Source organism: Billgrantia pellis, from assembly GCF_008297955.1.
GTDB classification, from domain to species: Bacteria; Pseudomonadota; Gammaproteobacteria; order Pseudomonadales; family Halomonadaceae; genus Halomonas; species Halomonas pellis.
In genome coordinates this window covers 14833-33599 of the sequence record NZ_VTPY01000008.1, presented here as the reverse complement: position 1 = coordinate 33599, position 18767 = coordinate 14833, and the positions used below count along the sequence as shown (strand labels likewise).

At 65.1% G+C, this 18767-nt stretch carries 17 protein-coding genes; 7 read left to right on the top strand and 10 right to left on the bottom strand.

The features are described 5' to 3' along the window. From F0A17_RS18810 to F0A17_RS18800, 3 genes are read right to left on the bottom strand one after another with little or no spacing between them, the layout of a single operon-like run. Positions 1-1515, bottom strand: a complete 1515-nt coding sequence (locus tag F0A17_RS18810) for a sugar ABC transporter ATP-binding protein (RefSeq protein ID WP_149329910.1) — start codon at positions 1513-1515, stop codon at positions 1-3. Beyond that, the gene (locus tag F0A17_RS18805; RefSeq protein WP_228716963.1) at positions 1512-2678 is read right to left on the bottom strand and encodes a Gfo/Idh/MocA family protein; all 1167 of its coding nucleotides are present in this window, start codon (positions 2676-2678) and stop codon (positions 1512-1514) included. Before F0A17_RS18805 ends, F0A17_RS18810 begins: the two co-directional genes overlap by 4 nt. A gap of 16 nt (positions 2679-2694) precedes the next feature. Further along, the gene (locus tag F0A17_RS18800; protein ID WP_149329909.1) at positions 2695-3750 is read right to left on the bottom strand and encodes a sugar phosphate isomerase/epimerase family protein; all 1056 of its coding nucleotides are present in this window, start codon (positions 3748-3750) and stop codon (positions 2695-2697) included. Between the two features lie 463 nt (positions 3751-4213). On the opposite strand from F0A17_RS18800, the gene F0A17_RS18795 reads away from it, so the two are divergent. Further along, positions 4214-5215 carry a LacI family DNA-binding transcriptional regulator gene (locus tag F0A17_RS18795; protein WP_149329908.1) on the top strand — a complete coding sequence of 334 codons (1002 nt, stop codon included), beginning with the start codon at positions 4214-4216 and terminating at the stop codon, positions 5213-5215. 11 nt (positions 5216-5226) lie between these two features. Here the strand turns inward: F0A17_RS18795 and F0A17_RS18790 are convergent, their stop codons facing one another. The 7 genes from F0A17_RS18790 to F0A17_RS18760 are packed head-to-tail and all read right to left on the bottom strand — an operon-like array spanning position 5227 to position 11338. Continuing rightward, entirely contained in the window at positions 5227-5682 is a 456-nt protein-coding gene (locus F0A17_RS18790) for a YaiI/YqxD family protein (RefSeq protein ID WP_149329907.1), read from the bottom strand. 55 nt (positions 5683-5737) lie between these two features. Further along, the gene (locus tag F0A17_RS18785; protein WP_149329906.1) at positions 5738-6583 is read right to left on the bottom strand and encodes a phosphodiesterase; all 846 of its coding nucleotides are present in this window, start codon (positions 6581-6583) and stop codon (positions 5738-5740) included. Next, positions 6576-7655, bottom strand: coding sequence for an ABC transporter ATP-binding protein (locus F0A17_RS18780; protein WP_149329905.1), 1080 nt, complete (start codon positions 7653-7655; stop codon positions 6576-6578). Before F0A17_RS18780 ends, F0A17_RS18785 begins: the two co-directional genes overlap by 8 nt. After that, positions 7652-8443, bottom strand: a complete 792-nt coding sequence (locus F0A17_RS18775) for an ABC transporter permease (protein ID WP_149329904.1) — start codon at positions 8441-8443, stop codon at positions 7652-7654. The genes F0A17_RS18780 and F0A17_RS18775 overlap by 4 nt, the downstream gene beginning before the upstream one ends. Continuing rightward, positions 8440-9279 (bottom strand): ABC transporter permease, encoded by an 840-nt coding sequence (locus F0A17_RS18770; RefSeq protein WP_149329903.1) that lies wholly within the window; start codon positions 9277-9279, stop codon positions 8440-8442. Before F0A17_RS18770 ends, F0A17_RS18775 begins: the two co-directional genes overlap by 4 nt. Continuing rightward, positions 9279-10298, bottom strand: a complete 1020-nt coding sequence (locus F0A17_RS18765) for an ABC transporter substrate-binding protein (RefSeq protein ID WP_149329902.1) — start codon at positions 10296-10298, stop codon at positions 9279-9281. Before F0A17_RS18765 ends, F0A17_RS18770 begins: the two co-directional genes overlap by 1 nt. Positions 10299-10309: 11 nt before the next feature. Then, positions 10310-11338 carry a substrate-binding domain-containing protein gene (locus F0A17_RS18760; RefSeq protein ID WP_149329901.1) on the bottom strand — a complete coding sequence of 343 codons (1029 nt, stop codon included), beginning with the start codon at positions 11336-11338 and terminating at the stop codon, positions 10310-10312. 505 nt (positions 11339-11843) lie between these two features. On the opposite strand from F0A17_RS18760, the gene F0A17_RS18755 reads away from it, so the two are divergent. The 6 genes from F0A17_RS18755 to uxaC all read left to right on the top strand — a co-directional run bounded on the left by F0A17_RS18755 (position 11844) and on the right by uxaC (position 18766). Further along, positions 11844-13556, top strand: a complete 1713-nt coding sequence (locus F0A17_RS18755) for a DEAD/DEAH box helicase (RefSeq protein ID WP_149329900.1) — start codon at positions 11844-11846, stop codon at positions 13554-13556. Between the two features lie 141 nt (positions 13557-13697). Beyond that, on the top strand, positions 13698-14429 hold the full coding sequence (locus F0A17_RS18750; RefSeq protein WP_149329899.1) for a GntR family transcriptional regulator: 732 nt from the start codon (positions 13698-13700) through the stop codon (positions 14427-14429). A 60-nt stretch (positions 14430-14489) separates the two neighbouring features. Next, on the top strand, positions 14490-15449 hold the full coding sequence (locus F0A17_RS18745) for a C4-dicarboxylate TRAP transporter substrate-binding protein (protein ID WP_149329898.1): 960 nt from the start codon (positions 14490-14492) through the stop codon (positions 15447-15449). Positions 15450-15535: 86 nt separating this feature from the next. Then, positions 15536-16027, top strand: coding sequence for a TRAP transporter small permease (locus F0A17_RS18740; RefSeq protein ID WP_149329897.1), 492 nt, complete (start codon positions 15536-15538; stop codon positions 16025-16027). Beyond that, positions 16024-17313: a TRAP transporter large permease gene (locus F0A17_RS18735; protein ID WP_149329896.1), complete on the top strand. Its 1290-nt coding sequence runs from the start codon at positions 16024-16026 to the stop codon at positions 17311-17313. The genes F0A17_RS18740 and F0A17_RS18735 overlap by 4 nt, the downstream gene beginning before the upstream one ends. 31 nt (positions 17314-17344) lie before the next feature. Continuing rightward, positions 17345-18766 (top strand): glucuronate isomerase, encoded by a 1422-nt coding sequence (gene uxaC, locus F0A17_RS18730; RefSeq protein ID WP_149329895.1) that lies wholly within the window; start codon positions 17345-17347, stop codon positions 18764-18766. Position 18767 lies beyond the last annotated feature (1 nt).

The window sequence follows — 18767 nt, the reverse complement described above, 5'->3', positions numbered from 1 at the left end:
TCACTGTACCTCGGCCCCTGCCTGGCCGCGCTGGCGCGCTCCGGCGGCATAGAGCATGATGTCCTGTTCGTTGATCTTATCGTCGTCGAGCTCGGCGGCGATGCGTCCTTCACGTATCACCAGCACCCTGTCGCACAGGCCGACGATCTCCTCCAGCTCCGAGGAGATGATCAGCACCGCCTTGCCCTGGTCGGCCAGCGAGCGGACCAACCGGTAGATCTGCTGCTTGGTATTGATGTCGATGCCGCGCGTGGGCTCGTCGAGGATCAGCACCTCGGGGTCGATGTCCAGCAGCTTGGCGAGATACACCTTCTGCTGGTTGCCGCCGCTGAGCAGTTGCACCGGGTCGCCGAGCCGAGCCGCCTTGATCGCCAGGCGCTGCTGGTACTCCTCGGCGCGACGGCGCTCGGCGCGGTGGCGTATCAGCCCGCGCACGTAGCGCGGCAGGCTCAAGGCGGTGATGTTCTCCATCACGTTGAACGACAGCACCAGCCCCTTGCCCTGGCGATCTTCCGACAGGTAGGCCAGGCCGTTGGCATGCGCCACGCGCGGCGAGTCGATGGCCAGTGGCTTACCGTCCACCTCGATCACGCCGACGCTCCTGGGCCGCAGTCCCATGATCGCCTCGGCGATCTCGGTGCGCCCCGAGCCGACCAGCCCCGATAGACCCAGCACTTCGCCGCGATGCAGGGAGAAGTCGATGTCATGCAGCAGGCCGGCAATACCCAGGCCGGTTACCCGCAGTGCCTCCTTGCCCCGCATGGAGCGCTTGTCAGGGAAGATCTGCGACAGCTCTCGGCCGACCATCTTGCACGCCATCTCTTCCTCGCTGAGTTCGCCGGCCTGGCACAGCTCGATCTGCCGGCCGTCACGCAGGATCAGCAGTCGTTCGCAGAGCTGCTTGACCTCCTTGAGCTTGTGCGAGATGAACAACACCGCCACGCCCTTGGCGACCAGCGTGCGCACCACGTCGAACAGCACCGCGACCTCCCGGTCGGTCAGCACGGTGGTGGGTTCGTCGAGAATCACGATGCGCGCGTCGTGGACCAGAACCCGGGCCACTTCGACCATCTGCCGCTCGGCGACGCTGAGCCGCTCGATGGGCAGATCGGGATCGAGCTCTACCTCCAGTGAATGCAACACTTCGCGGGTGCGCTGGCGCATGCGGGCGCGGTCGAGCAGGCCGCCGCGACGCAGCTCCTGGCCCAGGAAGACGTTCTCGTAGACCCGCAGGGTAGCGACCAGATTGAACTCTTGGGGAATCATGGCCACACCATGGCGGCGTGCCGTGATCGGGTCGAGCGCGGTGAAGGCGTGGCCGTCAAGGGTCACGCGGCCGGCGCTGGGCGTATACACGCCGCTGATGATCTTGAGCAGAGTCGACTTGCCGGCGCCGTTCTCGCCGAGGATGCCCATCACCTCGCCTGGGGCGAGATCGAAGGCGATATCCTCGAGCACCGTGACCGGGCCGAAGGCCTTGCCGACCCCTTCCAGGCGCAGGATGGGACGGCTCATGGCTCGCCCTCCGTGGTTTGCAATGGCGTCCAGGCGCCCGCGGCGCGGCTGGAGGCGAGAGTGGCGGCAATGAAGCGCATTCCATCGACGCCATCCTCCACCCCCGGTAGCCAGGGCGAGACGATATCGCCGTCCAGGCCGTCGCTCATTGCCTGGTAGAGATTGGCAAAGGCCTCCAGATACCCCTCGGGATGGCCGCCGGGAATGCGAATGCCCCGGGCGATGTCGGCGCCGAGCCGGTCGTCGCGTCGTGTCAAGCGCTGGGCCGGGCCGTCGAGGGGAGCGAAGAAGAGCTCGTTGGGCGATTCCTGGGCCCAGCGCAGGCTGGCCTTCTCACCCACTACCCGAATGCTGAGCGCGTTCTCGAAGCCCGGGGCAGTCTGACTCGCCCACAGCATGCCCCGGGCACCGTCGGCAAAGCGCAGCAGGGCGTGGACGTTGTCGTCGAGTTCGCGCCCCGTCACGGCGCTGAACAGCTCGGCGCTGACCTCGCTGACGCGCTGGCCGCTGATGAACTGAGCCAGGTGAAAGGCGTGGACGCCAATATCGCCCAGGCAACCCGCCGCTCCGGCCCTGGCCGGGTTCAGGCGCCAGGCGGCCTGGCGGTTGTCGGGTCCCGGCGCTTCACTGAGCCACTCCTGCACGTACTCCACTTGGACGCTGCGAATGCACCCAAGGTCGCCGCGTGCTACCAGCTCGCGGGCGTGCTGGACCAGCGGGTAGCCGACGTAGTTATGCATCAGTACGAAGCGCTTGCCGCTGGCTCTTACCGCCTCGGCCAGACGTTGCGCCTCGTCGACGCTTAGGGTCATCGGTTTCTCGCAGACCACGTGCATGCCCGCCTCCAGGCAGGCCAGGGCCGCCGGGAAGTGCAAGTGGTTGGGCGTAACGATGGCGACGACCTCGGCACCCTCCTCGTGCTCGGCCTCGCCATTCAGCAGCGCCTGGTAGTTGGCATAGCAGCGCGCCTCGTCCACGCCCAGCTCGCGGGCCGTGGCCCGGTTGCGCTCGGCTTGTGACGAGAAGGCGCCGGCGACCAGGTCGAAGCGGCCGTCCATGCGCGCGGCGATGCGATGCACACCGCCGATCAGCGCCCCCTGGCCGCCGCCAACCATGGCCAGCCGCAGGCGCCGCGGCGTCGCATGGCGTGGTGTTGCGTTCATGTCGGGTCTCCTCGGGTCATTCGAGCCCCAGCAGGGCGCGGTTGGCGTAGCGGTCGGTGCCGGCGTCGGCGAAGTCGTCGAAGGCGCGGTCGGTCACTTGAATGATGTGTTCGGCGACGAAGCGCGCTCCCTCGGCGGCACCCTGTTCGGGGTGCTTGAGGGCGCATTCCCACTCGATCACCGCCCACCCGGCGAAATCATACTGCGCCAGGCGCGTGAAGATGCCCTTGAAGTCCACTTGGCCGTCGCCCAGCGAGCGGAAGCGTCCGGCGCGCTCCACCCAGGAGCCGTAGCCGCCGTAGACGCCCTGCTGGGCGGTGGGGTGGAACTCGGCGTCCTTGACGTGAAACATGCGGATGCGTGGATGGTAGCGATCGAGAAAAGCCAGGTAGTCGAGCTGCTGTAGCACCATGTGCGACGGATCGTAGAGAATGCAGCAGCGCGGGTGTTCGTCGACAGCGGCGAGGAAGCGCTCGAAGGTGGCGCCGTCGTGAAGGTCCTCGCCGGGATGAATCTCGAAGCAGAGATCGATGCCTTCGCTATCGCAAATGTCGAGAATCGGCTCCCAGCGCTTGGCCAGCTCGGCGAAACCCTCTTCTACCAGGCCGGCAGGACGCTGCGGGAAGGGGTAGAGAAAGGGCCACAGCAGCGAACCGGAAAAAGTGCCCAGCGCCTTCAGCCCCAGGTTGGCGCTGGCCCGGGCGGCGAGCTTGAGTTGCTCCACGGCCCAAGCCTGTCGTGCTTCGGAATTGCCGTGCAGGGCGGCCGGCGCGAAGCCATCGAACAGGCTGTCATAGGCCGGATGTACCGCCACCAGTTGCCCCTGCAGATGAGCGGAAAGCTCGGTGATAGACAGGCCGTGCTCGGCCAGCATGGCCTGGACTTCCTCGCAGTATGCCCGGCTCTCGGCGGCGCGCTCCAAATCGAACAGGCGCTTGTCCCAAGAGGGGATCTGGACCCCTTCGAAGCCCAGGCCGGACGCCCAACGCCCTATGTCTTTCAGGCTATCGAAGGGCGGCTCGTCGCCGGCGTACTGGGCCAGGAACAGAGCCGGCCCCCTGATGGTCTTCATCGAGCACCTCGCTTGTCGGTCTTGTCGGGGGCGGGCGGGTAGCCCGCCTGCCGATGGTCTGATTGATGTAATGGTTTACATTGCAGCAGCCAGGTCGGTAAGGGTCAAGGTGACGCCTAGGAGCTTCGAGGCGGCAGGAAAGGGCTGCTGGAGTGGGCGATCATCGCTGGCTGCCGGGTTGGAAGCCTCGCCAGGCGAGGTACCTGCGAAGATGGCTTTAGACTAAAGAAGGAGGTTTCGAGCCGCTCACGCAGCGTGAGCGAAAGGAACCGCTTTCGGCTCGATCCAGGCGTTGGTGTAAAGCTTTACATTCTGATAAGGGGGAACCCACAATGGAAACGAGCGTGGCGGGGCAGTGCCGGCCACGTCGTCACCGCGGCCGGACGACCACGTTATGCAAAAAGACAAGCCAACAGCCTCGCGCGCACTCTCTCGACGAGCCACCTCCAAGCGCCCCCCCTCCATGCCCACCATCAAGGATGTCGCCTTGGCGGCAGGTTGTTCCACGGCCACCGTGTCGCGAGCACTCGCCAACCCCGAAAAGGTGTCGGAGGCCACCCGGCTGCGCGTGGCAAGTGCCATTGACGAGGTCGGCTATGCCCCTAACGTGGCGGCACGCAACCTGCGCCGTGCCGAGTCGCGAACGATCGTCACGCTGCTGCCCGACATCTCCAATCCGTTCTTCTCCGAGATCATCAACGGCATGGAGGAGGTGGCCCACCAGGCCGGCTATCAGGTACTGATCGGCGACTGCGAGCGCGACCCGGCCAGGGCCGAGGCTTATTTCAACCTGCTGCCGACCAACCAGGCCGACGGCATCATTCTGCTGACGGCGGATATTCCGCGTGGGCTGGTCAGGCACGCCGATGCCCGCGCGGATGCGCCGCTGGTCATGGCCTGCGAATTTTTTTCCGACGTCGACCTGCCGACTGTCACCATCGACAACTACCAGGCCACGGCCCATGCCATCGAGTACCTGGTCTCGCTGGGCCACGCGCGAATTGCCGCAATATCCGGTCCCGTCGACAACCCCATATGCCGCGAACGCACCCGTGGCTATCGTGACGCGCTGACCGCTGGGGGGTTGTCGAGTTCGGCGCACGTGATGGAAGGCGATTTCGGCTTTCGTTCGGGTTACCAGCAGGGCCTGGCACTGCTCGATGGCGCGGATCGGCCCAGTGCGATCTTTTGTCATAGTGACGAAATGGCCATCGGCGTGCTCAAGGCGGCCCGTCAGCTCGGCATCCGTGTGCCGGAGGCGCTCTCGGTGGTGGGCTTCGACAACATCGGCTTCAGCGAGTACTGCGAGCCGGAGCTGACCACCGTCAGCCAGCCACGCCACGAGATCGGCCAACAGGCGATGCACACGCTGCTGAACCTGCTGGCGGGGGAGGCCGTGGTGCGACGGCAGACCTTGAGCACACAGCTCATCGTGCGCAAGAGTACCGGTCGTCCGGCGGCTTGAGCGGCGGGCGGCTATTTCCTGGGCTGCTTTGCCAGCCACCTGTCCAACGCGTTGGCGAACTCGCGCCGGTCGCCGTCGCTGTAACCCTTGGGCCCGCCGGTGTGCTCGCCGCTGGAACGCAGCGTCTCCATGAAATCCCTCATCTGCACCCGCGCGCGAATATTGTTGCGGTCGAGGATTTCACCGCGGGTGGTCATCACCGCGGCGCCCTTGTCGATGGCTTCCATGGCCAGCGGCAGGTCGGAGCTGATCAACAGGTCGCCGGCCTCGAGGCGGGACACGATTTCGTTGTCGGCGGCATCGAAGCCATGGCTCACCGACAGCGACTTGACCCACCTCGAGGGCGGCAGAGGGATCGTATGGTTGGCGACGAACCAGGCCGGCGTGGCGGTGCGCTCGGCGGCACGTACGATGATGTCGCGAGCGACCCGGGGGCAAGCGTCGGCATCGACCCAAAGGGTGGGCATGAGCACTCCTCATGAGGACAAGGGCAGGATAATAACACGCCCCCTTTTTCGCCGATCAATCGATCAGGCCGTGTTCGTCAAAGAAAGGGAAGGGGCCGGGATAATCGCCAATGACGCCTTGGTGAGTCACCAGACCGTGGGTGGGGCGCCATTGGTGCAGCAGATAGCCCGGTGGCTCGAGGTGAAAGCCTGACGGTCCGTTCGGGTCGAGATCGAGACTGACCTGATGCGATACACCGGGACAGCTCATTGCCAGGGTTCCGGCGAAGCGTGTCTGGATCGCGCGATGCAGGTGGCCGCAGAGCACCCGCTCCACCTGTGGGTGACGTGCAATAACCTCTGCCAGCGCCGTCGGTTCGCGCAGGGGCTGACGGTCCATGTGGGCGATGCCGCTGGCGAAAGGGTGGTGGTGCAGCATCACCAGGGTGGGACGCCCGGGCCGTTGCTTCAAGGTCTCGTCGAGCCAGTCGAGGCGTTCGGCGCAGAGTTCGCCATGGGACTGCCCGGGTACGCTGGAGTCCAGACCGATCAGCCGCACCGGATGCTCTTCCACGACCCATTGCAGGAAACGAGGGTGCTGGAAAAGATAACCTTGCTCAGCGAAGGCATCGCGCATGGCGGTGCGATCGTCATGGTTACCGGGAACCAGGTAGTAGGGCACGTGGAGCTTCGCCAACAACGCCTTGCAAGCGGCGTACTCCTCCGGTCGGCCGAAGTCGGTCAGGTCGCCGCTGATCAGTACCAGCTTCGGCGCGGGAGATAGGGTGTTGAGGGTCTCGATGGCCCGATGCAACGCCCTGGCGGTGTCCACCTGGCGGTAAGAGAGGCGCCCCTCGGCCTTGATGTGTGGATCGCTGATCTGGGCAATCAGGCAATGTTCACTTGGGCTCGGATCATGCATGGTTTGCCTCCAGCTCCTTGGTCGGATATGCATGACGCTCGGGATGGAACAGGGCTTCTGGAGGTAGCCGGAGGCCGATGGGATCTTCAGTGCGCCACCGACGGCGCGAAGCGGTCTCGACCTGTAGGCATGCGTTGTCGCCGAGGTCTACCAACAGGCGCTGGCTCTGGCCGAGAAAGAGGCTCTGTCGCACCTTGCCGCGTACGTCAGCGTTGCCATCCGCCGCTATCTGAATGTCTTCCGGGCGGCAATAGACCGCTGCTGCTCCGGCCAGGTGCGGTGCGCGCAGTTCGCCTCCGCTCACGCGCAGTAGGCCGTCAGCGAGAGTGGCGTGTACTTCCAGGCGGTTGACGGCGCCTATGAAATCGGCCACGAAGATGCTGGTAGGGCGGTGATAGATCTCCCTCGGTGTGGCGAGCTGGGCGATGCGCCCCGCCTGCATCACGGCGATACGATCGCCCAGAGCCATGGCCTCGGCCTGATCGTGAGTGACGTAAACGGCAGTAATGCCGAGCTTGCGCAGCAGTTGACCGATTTCCAGGCGCAGCCGGTCGCGCAGCTTCGCGTCCAGTGCGGCCAGTGGTTCGTCAAAGAGCAATATCTTTGGCCGCACTGCAATGGCTCGCGCCAGCGCAACGCGCTGTTTCTGGCCGCCGGAGAGTTCGTGAATGCGACGCGCGCCAAAGCCTTGGAGATCGACCATGGCCATTACCTCGTCCAGCCGCTGGCGGATCGTGTCGCGGGACAATCCCTTGATCCGCAGGCCGTAGGTAATGTTGTCGGCAACGTTCATGTTGGGAAACAGCGCATAATGTTGAAATACCATGCCTACGTCGCGTTTCTCGATGGGCAGGGCGGTGACATCACGCTCGCCGAAGCGAACGCGACCTCCGGCGTCCGGGCTTTCCAGACCGCTAATGATGCGTAGGGTGGTGGTCTTGCCACAGCCGGATGGGCCGAGCAGAACCAGGGTTTCGCCGGCGGCGACGGTGAGATCCAACGGGTGCAGCGCAACTTGGCCGCCGGGAAAGGTGCGTCCGCACCCTTCAAGAGTGAGGGAGGTGGAAGTCATGGCGTTCTCGAACGATTGGCGACACGCCCTGCCCATTGGATCACGACAAGTAGAGGCAGGGTCATGGCGAGAAAGAGGAGAGTGTAGGCGGAGCCGATTTCCAGCCGCATCGAGGCGTAGCTGTCGGCCAGGCCTACCGGCAAGGTCTTGTTGAGAGGCGTGTGCAGCATCCAGGTGATGTTGAATTCGCCAATGGAAAGCGTCACCACCATCAGCGCTCCGGCGAGTATGCCGCCTACGCAGTTAGGCACCACCACGCCGAGGAAGCGTTGCCTGAAGCCGGCGCCAAGACTGGCGGCGGCCTCCTCCAGCTCAGCCAGCCGGGCGCCACGCATTACCGCCAGCACCGGGCGGATCATGAACGGCAGGGTGAAGAGAACATGCCCGATGAGGATAAACAGCCAGCTCTCGCGGAATCCTCGCATGTGACCGTAGGCCAGCAGCAGGGCCAGCGCCGTCGCCAGCCCGGGTATTGCCACCGGCAGCAACAGTGCCTCTTCCATGGCGTTGGCCCAACGGCGCTTGCTGCGCAGCAAGCCGTATGCCGCGGGCACGCCAAGCAGCACGGTGAAGCACAGGCAGGCCAGGGCGAGCCGGATAGAGAGCCAGATGGTATCGGCGTAGAGTGCCCATACCTCTTGTACCCAGCGTAGCGTCAGGCCGCTCTCCAGGCCGACGAAGTAATTGGTGGTGAGTCCGGCCATGACCGACATGATGACCGGTACGATCATGAACAGGCACACCCACAGGGTGAAGCCCAACTGCAAGTAGAAGCGTAGGCGATTCATGCCGGTGCTCCCAGGCTGGTACCGGCCAGCTTGCGGGCCAGGCTCAATGCCAGCCAGGTGATCACGCCGAGCACCACCGAGAGTGCCGCGGCCATGGCGAAGTTGGCGTAATTGGTGAACTCGCCGTAGATCGTCAGCGGCATGATGCTCATTCTTGTGCCCAAGGTGAAAGCGGTGCCAAAGGCACCCATGCTAGTGGCGAAGCAGATCGCCGCAGTGGAGAGCAGGGCCGGAGCGATGCCGGGTATGATCACGTCCCGAGTGACCCGCCAGGAGCCGGCACCCAGTGAGCGTGCGGCCTCCTCCAAGCTGCGGTCCAGGGTTTCGCAGGCCGCCATGACGGTAGTGATGACGCGAGGGATGGAAAAGTAGAGATAGCCAACGAAGAGTCCCGAGAGGGAGTAGGCGAACATCCAGCGCTCGTCGAGCAGCCACATGCTGAATTGCGCCAAGGCGCCCTGACGCCCTCCCAGCATGATGACGAGAAAGCCCACCACCACACCGGGAAAGGCCAGCGGGAAGGTGAGAATGGCGACCAATACCGCCTTGCCGGGAAAGGAGTGGCGGGCGAGAAAGAAGCCTGCCACGCCGGCGATCAGAACGGCCAATGCCGAGACTGCCAGCGATATCCCTAGGGTGGTGCCCAGGCTGACGAGGTACTGGCGCTGGGTGAGAATGGCGAAATAAGCGCTCATGCCGCTGGCCCGGTCAAGCTCCGTTCCCATTGCCACCAAACGCGTGAAGGGCAATAACCAGAAGGCGCCGAACACCGCCATTGCCGGGGCCAGGGTGAACAGCGCCAGCTTTCGCTGGCGCCGGTTGACCTGCTGAAGCATCAGCGCACCTCGGTCTGATAGCGCTCGGAGAAGCCTCGCTGCGCCTCGGCCATGGCGTCGTAGTCCACCGTCTTGGCGCGGGTATAGTCGCTGTCAGGCAGGAAGACGTCGCGGGCTTCCTCGGAAATGGCGCTTTCACGCACCGGGCGTAGGTAGGCGTTCGCCCACACCGCTTGCCCCTGATCGGACAGCACGAAGTCCAGCACCGCGCGGCCGTTATCGGGGTTGGGGCCGTTCTTCACCAGGCTCATGACGTAGGGCACTACCACACTGCCTTCCTCGGGAATCACGAACTCCACGTTCGCACCGTCGCTGTGGCGGGCTCGGTAGGCGTTGAAATCGTAGTCGAGCAAAATGGGAATCTCGCCGGAAAGCACCCGTGCGTAACTGGTCTGCTGCGGCACGATGGGCTGGTTGTCGGCGAGTTCGTTGAAATAGTCGATAGCCGGAGTGAAGTCATCCATGTCACCGCCGAGAGCCAGGTTGATGGCCACTGCGCCGACATAACCAACGAAGGCACTGGCAGGATCGAGGTAGCCGACCATGCCGCGATATTCGGGCTTGAGCAGGTCGGACCAGGAGGTGGGAACGGGTGCGCCATCGAGAGCATCGACGTTGACCATCAGTCCCATGGTGCCGGAGTGGATAGTGAACCAATGGCCCTCTGGATCTTTGAGTCCATCGGGAATTTCGTCCCAATGCGAGGGCTGGTAGGGCTCGATGACGTCCTCTTCCATGGCTTGGATGCCGAAACTGACGCCGTAGTAGACGACATCCGCTACGGGATTGTTGCGCTCGGCGACGAGTTGAGCCAACGATTGGCCGGAGTTCTTGTTGTCCTGCGGCACGTTGATGCCGGTTTCCTGTTGGATCAGACGCAGTTGGGAACCCCAGTCGGCCCATTCCGGGGGGCAGTTGTAGCAGATCGCATTGCCGCTGGCCTGCGCGGCGGAGGAAAGTCCGCTGATGCCTAGCAGAGCGGCAGCCAGCAGGGTATGGCGTAGACGTGGAAAGGTCATGGTGTGTTCCTCTATGGATCGTAGGGTTCTGGGGCTTGGCGGGATGCCGGAAGTGCGCCGGCGCTTTCGCCCTCACGCAGGACGTGGGGCAGGGGGAGCGGCTGTGGGGTCGCTCCCCGTATCAGGGCAAGCAGGGTGTCCACCGCTACGCGACCGAACTCGGCGCGGGGCTGTACCACGGTGGAGAGCGAGGGATAAAGATGACGACCAAGCTCGATGCCATCGAAGCCCATCACCGACAAGTCTCCTGGCACTGAGCGTCCGCTGCGTCGTAGTTCGCCGATTAGACTGATGGCCAGCAAGTCGTTGGTGCAGAGCACGGCCGTCAGCCCCTCAGCCCCTCCCAGGGCGGGTTCCAGTCGGGATAGGGCGACCTGGGTGTGGCGGGGCATTTCGATCAAGGCAAGAGGCGTGAGGCCAGCGGCCTCCATGGCCTCGCGGTAGCCCTCGTGGCGCAGCCGGGCACGGTCCGATTGCAGTAACGGGCCACCGATCATGCCGATGCGCCGATGACCCCGGGCGATGAGGTAGCGGGTCGCGTCGGCCATGGCGGCGCGATTGTCCACCCCAACAGAAGGAAAGCACGGGGCGACGGGAGGGTTGTGCACCAGGAGGCAAGGCGTGCTCTCCCGGCGTAGCTTGACGAGCACCGCGCTGTGGTCCGCCTCGGCCACGGTGAGGGCCAACCCGTCGACCCGTTGGCGTAACATCTCCTCGACGATGGCTTCCTCTCGGCCAGGGTCGTAGCCGCTTGTGGTGACGATCAGGGAATAGCCAGCGGCTCGGGCTGCCTCCTCCATGGCCTGCAACTGCTCGGCGAACACTGGGTTGTCGAGGCTGGGGACCATGACGCCGAGCATCAGGGTGGCACGGGTGCGCAGCTGTTGCGCCACTTTGTTGGGGCGAAATCCAAGGGCACGGGCCGCCTCCATCACACGCCGGTGGGTTTCGGGGCGTAGGTTTTCCGGCGAAGAAAAGGCCCGGGCCGCCGTGGCCCGGGAGACTCCCGCGAGTTTCGCCACGCTGATCAGGTTTGCCATCACCACCTCGACCTATTCGTGAACGCCATGAGATCGATCTCATGGCGTCACTCTAGGTGCGCCTAATGACGAAACGATGATGTTCGAGTGGCAGTTCGGTGGCAGTCGCAGAATGGCGATGACGCTGGCAAGACGGCATGCGGCGTGATAGCATGCGCCCTCCTCGCATGTGTTGACCCCGCCATCATGACGATTCGCTCCGTATGCCACGCGTACGAGAGGCAATCACCGAGACTGACAGCAAACGCTGCAATGTCCGAGATGTGAAGATGGAGCGCCACAGGATGCCGCCAACCGGGCGGCATCGGCGCAAAAAGGTCGCCACAGCGGTTCCCGCCCGATGGCGCGAACCGGATGCCAGGTGCGACCGGCGTCCCACGATAACGTGATCCGTCCTGTCCAGGCCGTGTAGGCCCGCGACGACAGGGCCACCGACCTACAGTGTTTGTGTCGGGGATGCCTCAATGTGATTGCCGGCGAGTGCCGGCCTACCAAGGTGTGATTGATGACCTCGACTTCTGTCGCCTCGCCGAGCTTCGGCGATCTTGCTCTGCTGCCTGCCGTTCTCGCCGCTGTCGAAACACTGGGTTACGAAACTCCTTCACCGATTCAAGCACAGACCATTCCGGCGCTGCTGGAAGGGCGTGACATGCTGGGCCAGGCCCAGACCGGCACCGGCAAGACCGCGGCTTTCGCCCTGCCGCTGCTCTCGCGGCTCGAGATGACCCGACGCGAGCCCCAGGTGCTGGTGCTCGCGCCGACCCGTGAACTGGCCCAACAGGTGGCCGTTTCCTTTACCAAGTACGGCCAGAACCTGCAGGGCCTGGAAGTGGCCACCCTGTGCGGTGGCCAGGAATATCGCGAACAACTGGGTGCGCTGAAGCGTGGCGCCCAGGTGGTGGTGGGCACGCCGGGGCGGGTGATCGATCACCTCGACCGCGGCAGCCTCAAGCTCGACGGCCTTTCCGCGCTGGTGCTGGACGAAGCCGACGAGATGCTGCGCATGGGCTTCATCGACGACGTCAAGCGCGTGGTCGCCGATACTCCCAAGGAAGCTCAGCGGGTGTTCTTCTCCGCCACTCTGCCGACCGAGATCGAGCGTATCGTCAACCGCTACCTGGTCGATCCGGTCAAGGTCGCGATCGAGTCGCGTACCACCACTGGCGAGAACATCGAACAGCGCCTGGTGCGCGTCGATGGCGGGGCCAAGCTGGAGGCGCTGTCGCGCATCCTGGAAGTCGAGCCGGTCGACGCCGCGATCGTCTTCGTGCGTACCCGGGCGGCCTGCACCACGCTGATGGAACAGCTCTCCGCCCGTGGCGTGAACGTGGCCAGCCTCTCCGGCGACCTGGACCAGAGCCTGCGTGAGCGCACGATCCAGCGCCTCAAGCGAGGCAAGGTCGACGTGCTGATCGCAACCGATGTGGCCGCTCGTGGCCTCGACGTGCCGCGCATCACCCACGTCTTCAACTACGACCTGCCCCAGGATGCCGAGGCCTATACCCACCGCATCGGCCGTACCGGCCGGGCCGGGCGTACCGGCATCTCGATCACCTTCGTCGGCTTCCGCGAAGGCCGCAAGGTAGGCTGGATCGAGCAGGCTACCGGCCAGAAGCTCAGCGAGATGGAGGTGCCCGACGAGGCCGCCATCCGCGCCCATCGTGACGAAGTGTTCCATCAGCGCATTATCGGCTCCCTGACCGCCGGCGCCGATGAGCAACGCGCCCTGGTCGAGCGTCTGGTGGCGGAAGGCCATGATCCGATCGAGCTGGCCTGTGCCTTTGCCGCCCTGGCCCGCGCCGACGAGGCACCCATCGGCCGCCTGCAGGCGCCGCGCAAGGAGCGTGCCGATCGTGGCGAGCGTGCCCCGCGCGACGGCAGGCCGCCGCGCCGCGACCGTGGCCCGAGCGAGGGCATGACCCGCTATCGTGTGGCGGTCGGCCACAAGGACGGCGTCAAGCCGGGCCAACTGGTCGGTGCGCTGGCCAACGAGGGCGGTATCGAAGGCTCGCGGATCGGGCGTATCGACATCCGCAACGCTTTCTCTGTGGTAGAGCTGCCGAGTTCGCTGCCCGCCAGCATTCTGGCCAAGATGGCTCGCGCCCGCGTCGCCGGTCGCGCGCTGGAAATCAGTGAGGACAGCGGCGCGCCCGAGCGTGCACCGCGCCGTCGCCGCGAGGATGGCGATGCGCCGGTCCGTCGACGCACGACTGCCTAAACGTACCGTTCGCCACTAGCGGCGAACACGATCCAAGCCCAGGTCGGGAAACCGACCTGGGCTTTTTCGTGCTGGCCTGGCAATTGCCATACTACCATACTAGTATGTTCAGAGCTGGCGATGACAAGACGGAGAGGTGCCATGACGACCCCCCTGCAAGCCCTGTGGCAGGAAGCGCGCGACGACGGTTCGGTTCGCCAGCGGCTCTATCGGGTGCTGCGCCAATCGATCATCCGCATGGTGCTGGCCCCCGGCCAGGCCTTGTCGGAGAAGGAACTGGCCGACGCCTTCTCGGTAAGCCGTCAGCCGGTGCGTGAGGCTTTCATCCGGCTGTCGGAGGCGGGATTGGTGGAGGTGCGTCCGCAACGCGGTACCTACGTGGTGCGGATCTCCCGGAAGGCCGTGCTCGAGGCGCGCTTCGTGCGCGAGGCGATCGAGGTGGCAGTGGCCCGTGCCGCGGCCGAGGAGGGGATGGCAGCGTACACCCTGGACGAGTTGCGCGAGCTGATCGAACGCCAGCGTCGCTGTATCGAGTCCAACGATTACGACCGCTTCTTCAAGCTCGACGAGGCCTTCCATCGTTCGCTGTCGCTGGGGGTGGGGCACACCGCGGCATGGCGCGTCACCGAGGAGGTCAAGGCACAGCTCGATCGGGTCCGCTACCTGAGCATTCCCGAGTCGACGCCGATCGCCAAGCTGACCGACCAGCACGCGATGATCGTCGATGCCATTGTCGAGCGGGACCCCGAAGCGGCCGGCCGGGCCATGAGTATTCATCAGCGCGAGATACTGCATTCGCTGCCCGAACTCATGCGCCGTTTTCCCGAGATGTTCGACGGTGCGCCTAGCGCTGTTGCCGTCGGCAGCATGTAGTCACGTAGCAAGACGCCAGGCATGAGACGCAATAACCACAAGATACGTCAGGAGGCTCACATGAAGACCACCGCACTCGCCGCGGCCATCGCCCTGTCCGCGACCGCCAACCTGGCCCACGCGGCCTATCAGTTGAATCTCTCCTCGGCGCTCAGCGCCCAGGACCCCATTGTGCAGGCCATGGAGGAAGCCAGCCAGACGATCGCGGAGCGCTCCGATGGCGAGCTCACCGTGCGCGTCTTTCCCAACAGCCAGCTCGGCTCCGACGAGGACGTGGTCGAGCAGATCCGCAGCGGCGCCAATGTCGCGGTGTTGATCGATGCCGGGCGGCTCTCGGAATACCAGCCGGAGCTGGGCATTCTCAGCGCGCCCTACCTGGTCGAGGACTACACCGACTACGAGCGCATCACCTCGTCCGAGCTTTACCGGGAGTGGGTCGAGCGTCTAGCCGAGAGCAGCGGCCTGCGCCTGCTCAACTACAACTGGTTCCAAGGCTCGCGCCATATGTTGACGCAGAAGCTGGTCGAGACGCCTGAGGACCTGAGCGGCGTGCGCGTGCGCACCATCAACTCGCCGGTTTGGCTGCGCACCATCGAATCGATGGGTGCCACGCCCACGCCGTTGCCTTGGTCGGAGGTCTACTCCGCGCTGCAACTGGGCGCGATCGACGGCGCCGAGGCACAGCTCACCGCTGCCGAAGGCCAGAACCTGCACGAGGTGATCACCCACATCGCCCTGACCGGCCATATTCATCTGATGACCGGGCTCGCCACGTCCGAACAGTGGTACCAGTCGCTGCCGGAGGAATTGCGCACCATTCTCGACGAGGAACTGCGAAGCGCCGGTGAGGCCGCCAGCCAGGCCACCGCCGATGCCCAGGATGCCGTGCGCGAGCGCATGGAGGCGGAGGGGGTGACCTTCACCGAGGTGGACGTCGAGCGGTTCCGCGAACGCGTGGCCGGCGTCTACGAGGAGCTTGGCTACGACCAATACCGCGACCAACTGACCGCGGGAGAGTGAGCCGGCCGGCCCCTGCCGAGCATGCGGCAGGGGCCGGGCCGCCGAGGCGGCCGAGCTGACTGCATCCTGGTTCGAGGATTTCTCCTATGTGGTACTGGTACGACCGATTCGAGGCGTGGCTGGCCGTTGCGCTGCTGGGTGGCACCTCACTGACGCTGCTGGTGAGTTCGACGGCTCGCGCCATCGGCCAGCCCTTCGCCGGGGGCGCCGAACTGGCCCAGCTGCTGTTCATCTGGACCGCCGTGCTGGGCGCCGACATCACCTTGCGACATGGCGGGCAGGTGCGCATCGACGCCCTGTCGGTACGCCTGCCGCTGCCATTGCAGCATCTGGTCACCGGGCTGTGCCTGGTGCTGATGCTGGGCTTCCTGGCCCTGCTCGTGTGGTACGGCTTTCCGCTGGCGCTGTCCAACTGGCAGCGCCCGATGGGCGTGGCCGGGCTGAGCTATGGTTATATCACCCTGGCGCTGCCGGTGGGGGCGGCACTGATGATCGTTTCGCTCCTGCGGCGCATCGTGGCCAAGGGCATCGTGGCGAGCCTGATGCCGGATGACGAAGGGGTGGAGGAGACGCTATGACGGCCGCTCTGCTACTTGGCCTGGGGCTGGTGCTGATGGCCATCGGCATGCCCGTGGCCTTTGCCATCGGTATCGCCGGGTTCACCTATTTCTTCCTTCCCGAGACGTTTTTGCCTACCAACATCGGGGCGCAGCGCATCGTTTCGGCGACTCAATCGTTCCCGCTGCTGGCGGTGCCGCTGTTCATCTTCATCGGCCACTTGATGAATGCCAGCGGTATCACGCCGCGACTGATGCGTCTCTCCACGCTGCTGGCCGGCTGGATGAGCGGCGGGCTGGCCCAGGCGAGCATCGTTCTCAGCACGCTGATGGGTGGCGTATCGGGCTCGGCGGTGGCTGATGCCGCGATGCAATCGCGGGTGCTGGGGAAGGGCATGATTCAGCAGGGCTACAGCCCGGGCTTCTCCGGTGCGGTGCTCTCCATCGGCGGGCTGATCACCGCCACCATCCCGCCGAGCATCGGCCTGATCCTCTACGGCTACCTGGGCGAGGTATCGATCGGACGGCTGTTCATTGCCGGCGTGGTGCCCGGCTTCCTGCTGATGGTAGCGCTCATGGTGACCACCTATTTCGTGGCCAGGCGCCGCGGCTACACGCCGGTGCGAGAGGGGCTGCCTTCTGGGCGCGAAGTGCTCGCGGCCGCGCGCAGCAGCATCTGGGCGCTGCTGTTCCCGGTGTGGCTATTGGTGGGCATCCGCTACGGCCTGTTCACCCCCACCGAGGCGGGGGCGTTCGCGGTGGCCTATGCGCTGCTGGTGGGCTGTGTGATCCATCGCGAGATGGGACTGCGCGAGATCCTCACGGCGATGCATGCCAGCGTACGCGACATCGGCATGATCATGCTGATCATCATGTTTTCGGGGATCATCGGCTACGTGGTCTCCTTCGAGCGGGTACCGCAGACCATCGCCGAGCTGACGCTGGGCGTGTTTTCCAGCCATGCGACGCTGCTGCTGACACTGGCCGTGCTTCTGGTGTTGCTCGGCATGCTGCTCGAGGCCACCGTGGTGGTGATGTTGCTCACGCCGATCCTGGTGCCGGTGGTCAAGGCCGCCGGCGTCGACCCGGTGCACTTCGGCCTGCTGATGATGACCTTGGTGACCTTCGGCGGCATGACCCCGCCGGTGGGCATCTCGATGTACACCGTGTGCGGCATCCTGCGCTGCTCCTTCTTCGACTACAGCCGCGAGCTGCTGCCCTTCGCCCTGGCGGTATTCGTGGTGGTGCTCGGCATCATCTTCTTCCCCGACATCGTGCTGTTCCTGCCCAACCTGCTGATGGGCTGAGCTCGACGGCGCGTCAATCATGGAGGATTCAATGACTTTCTCCGACAAGATCGCCTTCATGGGATCGGATTTCCTGCTCGAGAACGAGCCGGCTCGCCGGCTCTACCACGAGCATGCCGCGGCCATGCCGATCTGCGACTACCACTCGCACCTGAGCCCGGAGGAAATTGCCGGCGACGTGCGCTTCGACAACCTCACCGAGCTGTGGCTCAAGGGCGATCACTACAAGTGGCGGGCGATGCGCATCGCCGGCATCGACGAGCGGCGCATCACCGGTGAGGCGAGCGACCGCGAGCGCTTCCAGGCCTGGGCCGAAACGGTGCCGGACTGCCTCGGCAACCCGCTTTACCACTGGACGCACCTGGAGCTTCGTCATCCGCTAGGGATCGAGAACACGCTGCTCTCGCCGGCCACGGCCGAGGAGATATGGGCCACCGCACGCGAGCGGCTGGCCACGCCGGAACTGAGCGCCCAGGGCATTCTCGGGCGCTTCAAGGTGCGCACCGTGTGTACCACCGACGACCCGGTGGACGACCTCGCGCTGCACCGGCGGCATGCCGAGAGCGGGGCGGTGCCCACCATGCTGCCGACATTCCGTGCCGACGCCGTGCTCAAGATCGGCGAGCCCGGCTTCGCCGACTACCTCGATAAGCTGGAACGTGCCAGCGGCGTGACCATTGCCGGCTTCGACGACCTGTTGTCGGCGCTGCACCAGCGTCTCGATCACTTCGCCACCCACGGCTGCTGCCTCTCCGACCACAGCCTGGAAAGGCCGGTGTTCGTTGCGCCGCCGAGCGCGGCCGAACTCGACCGGCGACTCGACCGCCGCCGTCGTGGCGAAACGCTCTCCGGCGACGAGAACGCCGGTTTCACTACCGCAGTACTGCTGTGGCTGGGGCGCGAATACGCCCGCCGCGGCTGGGTGATGCAGCTCCACCTCGGCGCGCTGCGCAGCCTCAGCCAACGCGGCCTGGCCGAGATCGGCGTCAACAGCGGCTTCGACGCCATCGGCGATGTGACCTACGCCGAACCGCTGGCGGCGATTCTCGATGCCCTGGACCGCGACCGGGCGTTGCCGCGCACCGTGGTCTACAACCTCAACCCCCGCGACAACGAGATGCTGGCGAGCCTGGTCGGCTCGTTCGCCAGCGACGGCATCCCCGGCAAGCTGCAGTTCGGCGCCGCCTGGTGGTTCAACGACCAGCGCGACGGTATCGAGCGCCAGCTCGTCACCCAGATGAACTTCGGCCTGCTGCGCCATTTCGTCGGCATGCTCACCGATTCGCGCAGCCTGCTGTCGTTCTCCCGCCACGACTACTTCCGCCGCATCTTCTGCCAGATGCTCGGCGCGCAGATCCAGCGTGGCGAGCTGCCGAACGATCTCGATCGCATCGGCGAGCTGGTGCGGGCGGTGTGCTACGACAACGTGCAGCGCTATCTCTTCGAGAGATGAG

Coding starts and splice junctions, on each gene's coding strand:
- F0A17_RS18810 (WP_149329910.1), bottom strand. CDS start 1,515: ATGAGCCGTCCCATCCTGCGCCTGGAAGGGGTCGGCAAGGCCTTCGGC.
- F0A17_RS18805 (WP_228716963.1), bottom strand. CDS start 2,678: ATGAACGCAACACCACGCCATGCGACGCCGCGGCGCCTGCGGCTGGCC.
- F0A17_RS18800 (WP_149329909.1), bottom strand. CDS start 3,750: ATGAAGACCATCAGGGGGCCGGCTCTGTTCCTGGCCCAGTACGCCGGC.
- F0A17_RS18795 (WP_149329908.1), top strand. CDS start 4,214: ATGCCCACCATCAAGGATGTCGCCTTGGCGGCAGGTTGTTCCACGGCC.
- F0A17_RS18790 (WP_149329907.1), bottom strand. CDS start 5,682: ATGCCCACCCTTTGGGTCGATGCCGACGCTTGCCCCCGGGTCGCTCGC.
- F0A17_RS18785 (WP_149329906.1), bottom strand. CDS start 6,583: ATGCATGATCCGAGCCCAAGTGAACATTGCCTGATTGCCCAGATCAGC.
- F0A17_RS18780 (WP_149329905.1), bottom strand. CDS start 7,655: ATGACTTCCACCTCCCTCACTCTTGAAGGGTGCGGACGCACCTTTCCC.
- F0A17_RS18775 (WP_149329904.1), bottom strand. CDS start 8,443: ATGAATCGCCTACGCTTCTACTTGCAGTTGGGCTTCACCCTGTGGGTG.
- F0A17_RS18770 (WP_149329903.1), bottom strand. CDS start 9,279: ATGCTTCAGCAGGTCAACCGGCGCCAGCGAAAGCTGGCGCTGTTCACC.
- F0A17_RS18765 (WP_149329902.1), bottom strand. CDS start 10,298: ATGACCTTTCCACGTCTACGCCATACCCTGCTGGCTGCCGCTCTGCTA.
- F0A17_RS18760 (WP_149329901.1), bottom strand. CDS start 11,338: ATGGCAAACCTGATCAGCGTGGCGAAACTCGCGGGAGTCTCCCGGGCC.
- F0A17_RS18755 (WP_149329900.1), top strand. CDS start 11,844: ATGACCTCGACTTCTGTCGCCTCGCCGAGCTTCGGCGATCTTGCTCTG.
- F0A17_RS18750 (WP_149329899.1), top strand. CDS start 13,698: ATGACGACCCCCCTGCAAGCCCTGTGGCAGGAAGCGCGCGACGACGGT.
- F0A17_RS18745 (WP_149329898.1), top strand. CDS start 14,490: ATGAAGACCACCGCACTCGCCGCGGCCATCGCCCTGTCCGCGACCGCC.
- F0A17_RS18740 (WP_149329897.1), top strand. CDS start 15,536: ATGTGGTACTGGTACGACCGATTCGAGGCGTGGCTGGCCGTTGCGCTG.
- F0A17_RS18735 (WP_149329896.1), top strand. CDS start 16,024: ATGACGGCCGCTCTGCTACTTGGCCTGGGGCTGGTGCTGATGGCCATC.
- uxaC (WP_149329895.1), top strand. CDS start 17,345: ATGACTTTCTCCGACAAGATCGCCTTCATGGGATCGGATTTCCTGCTC.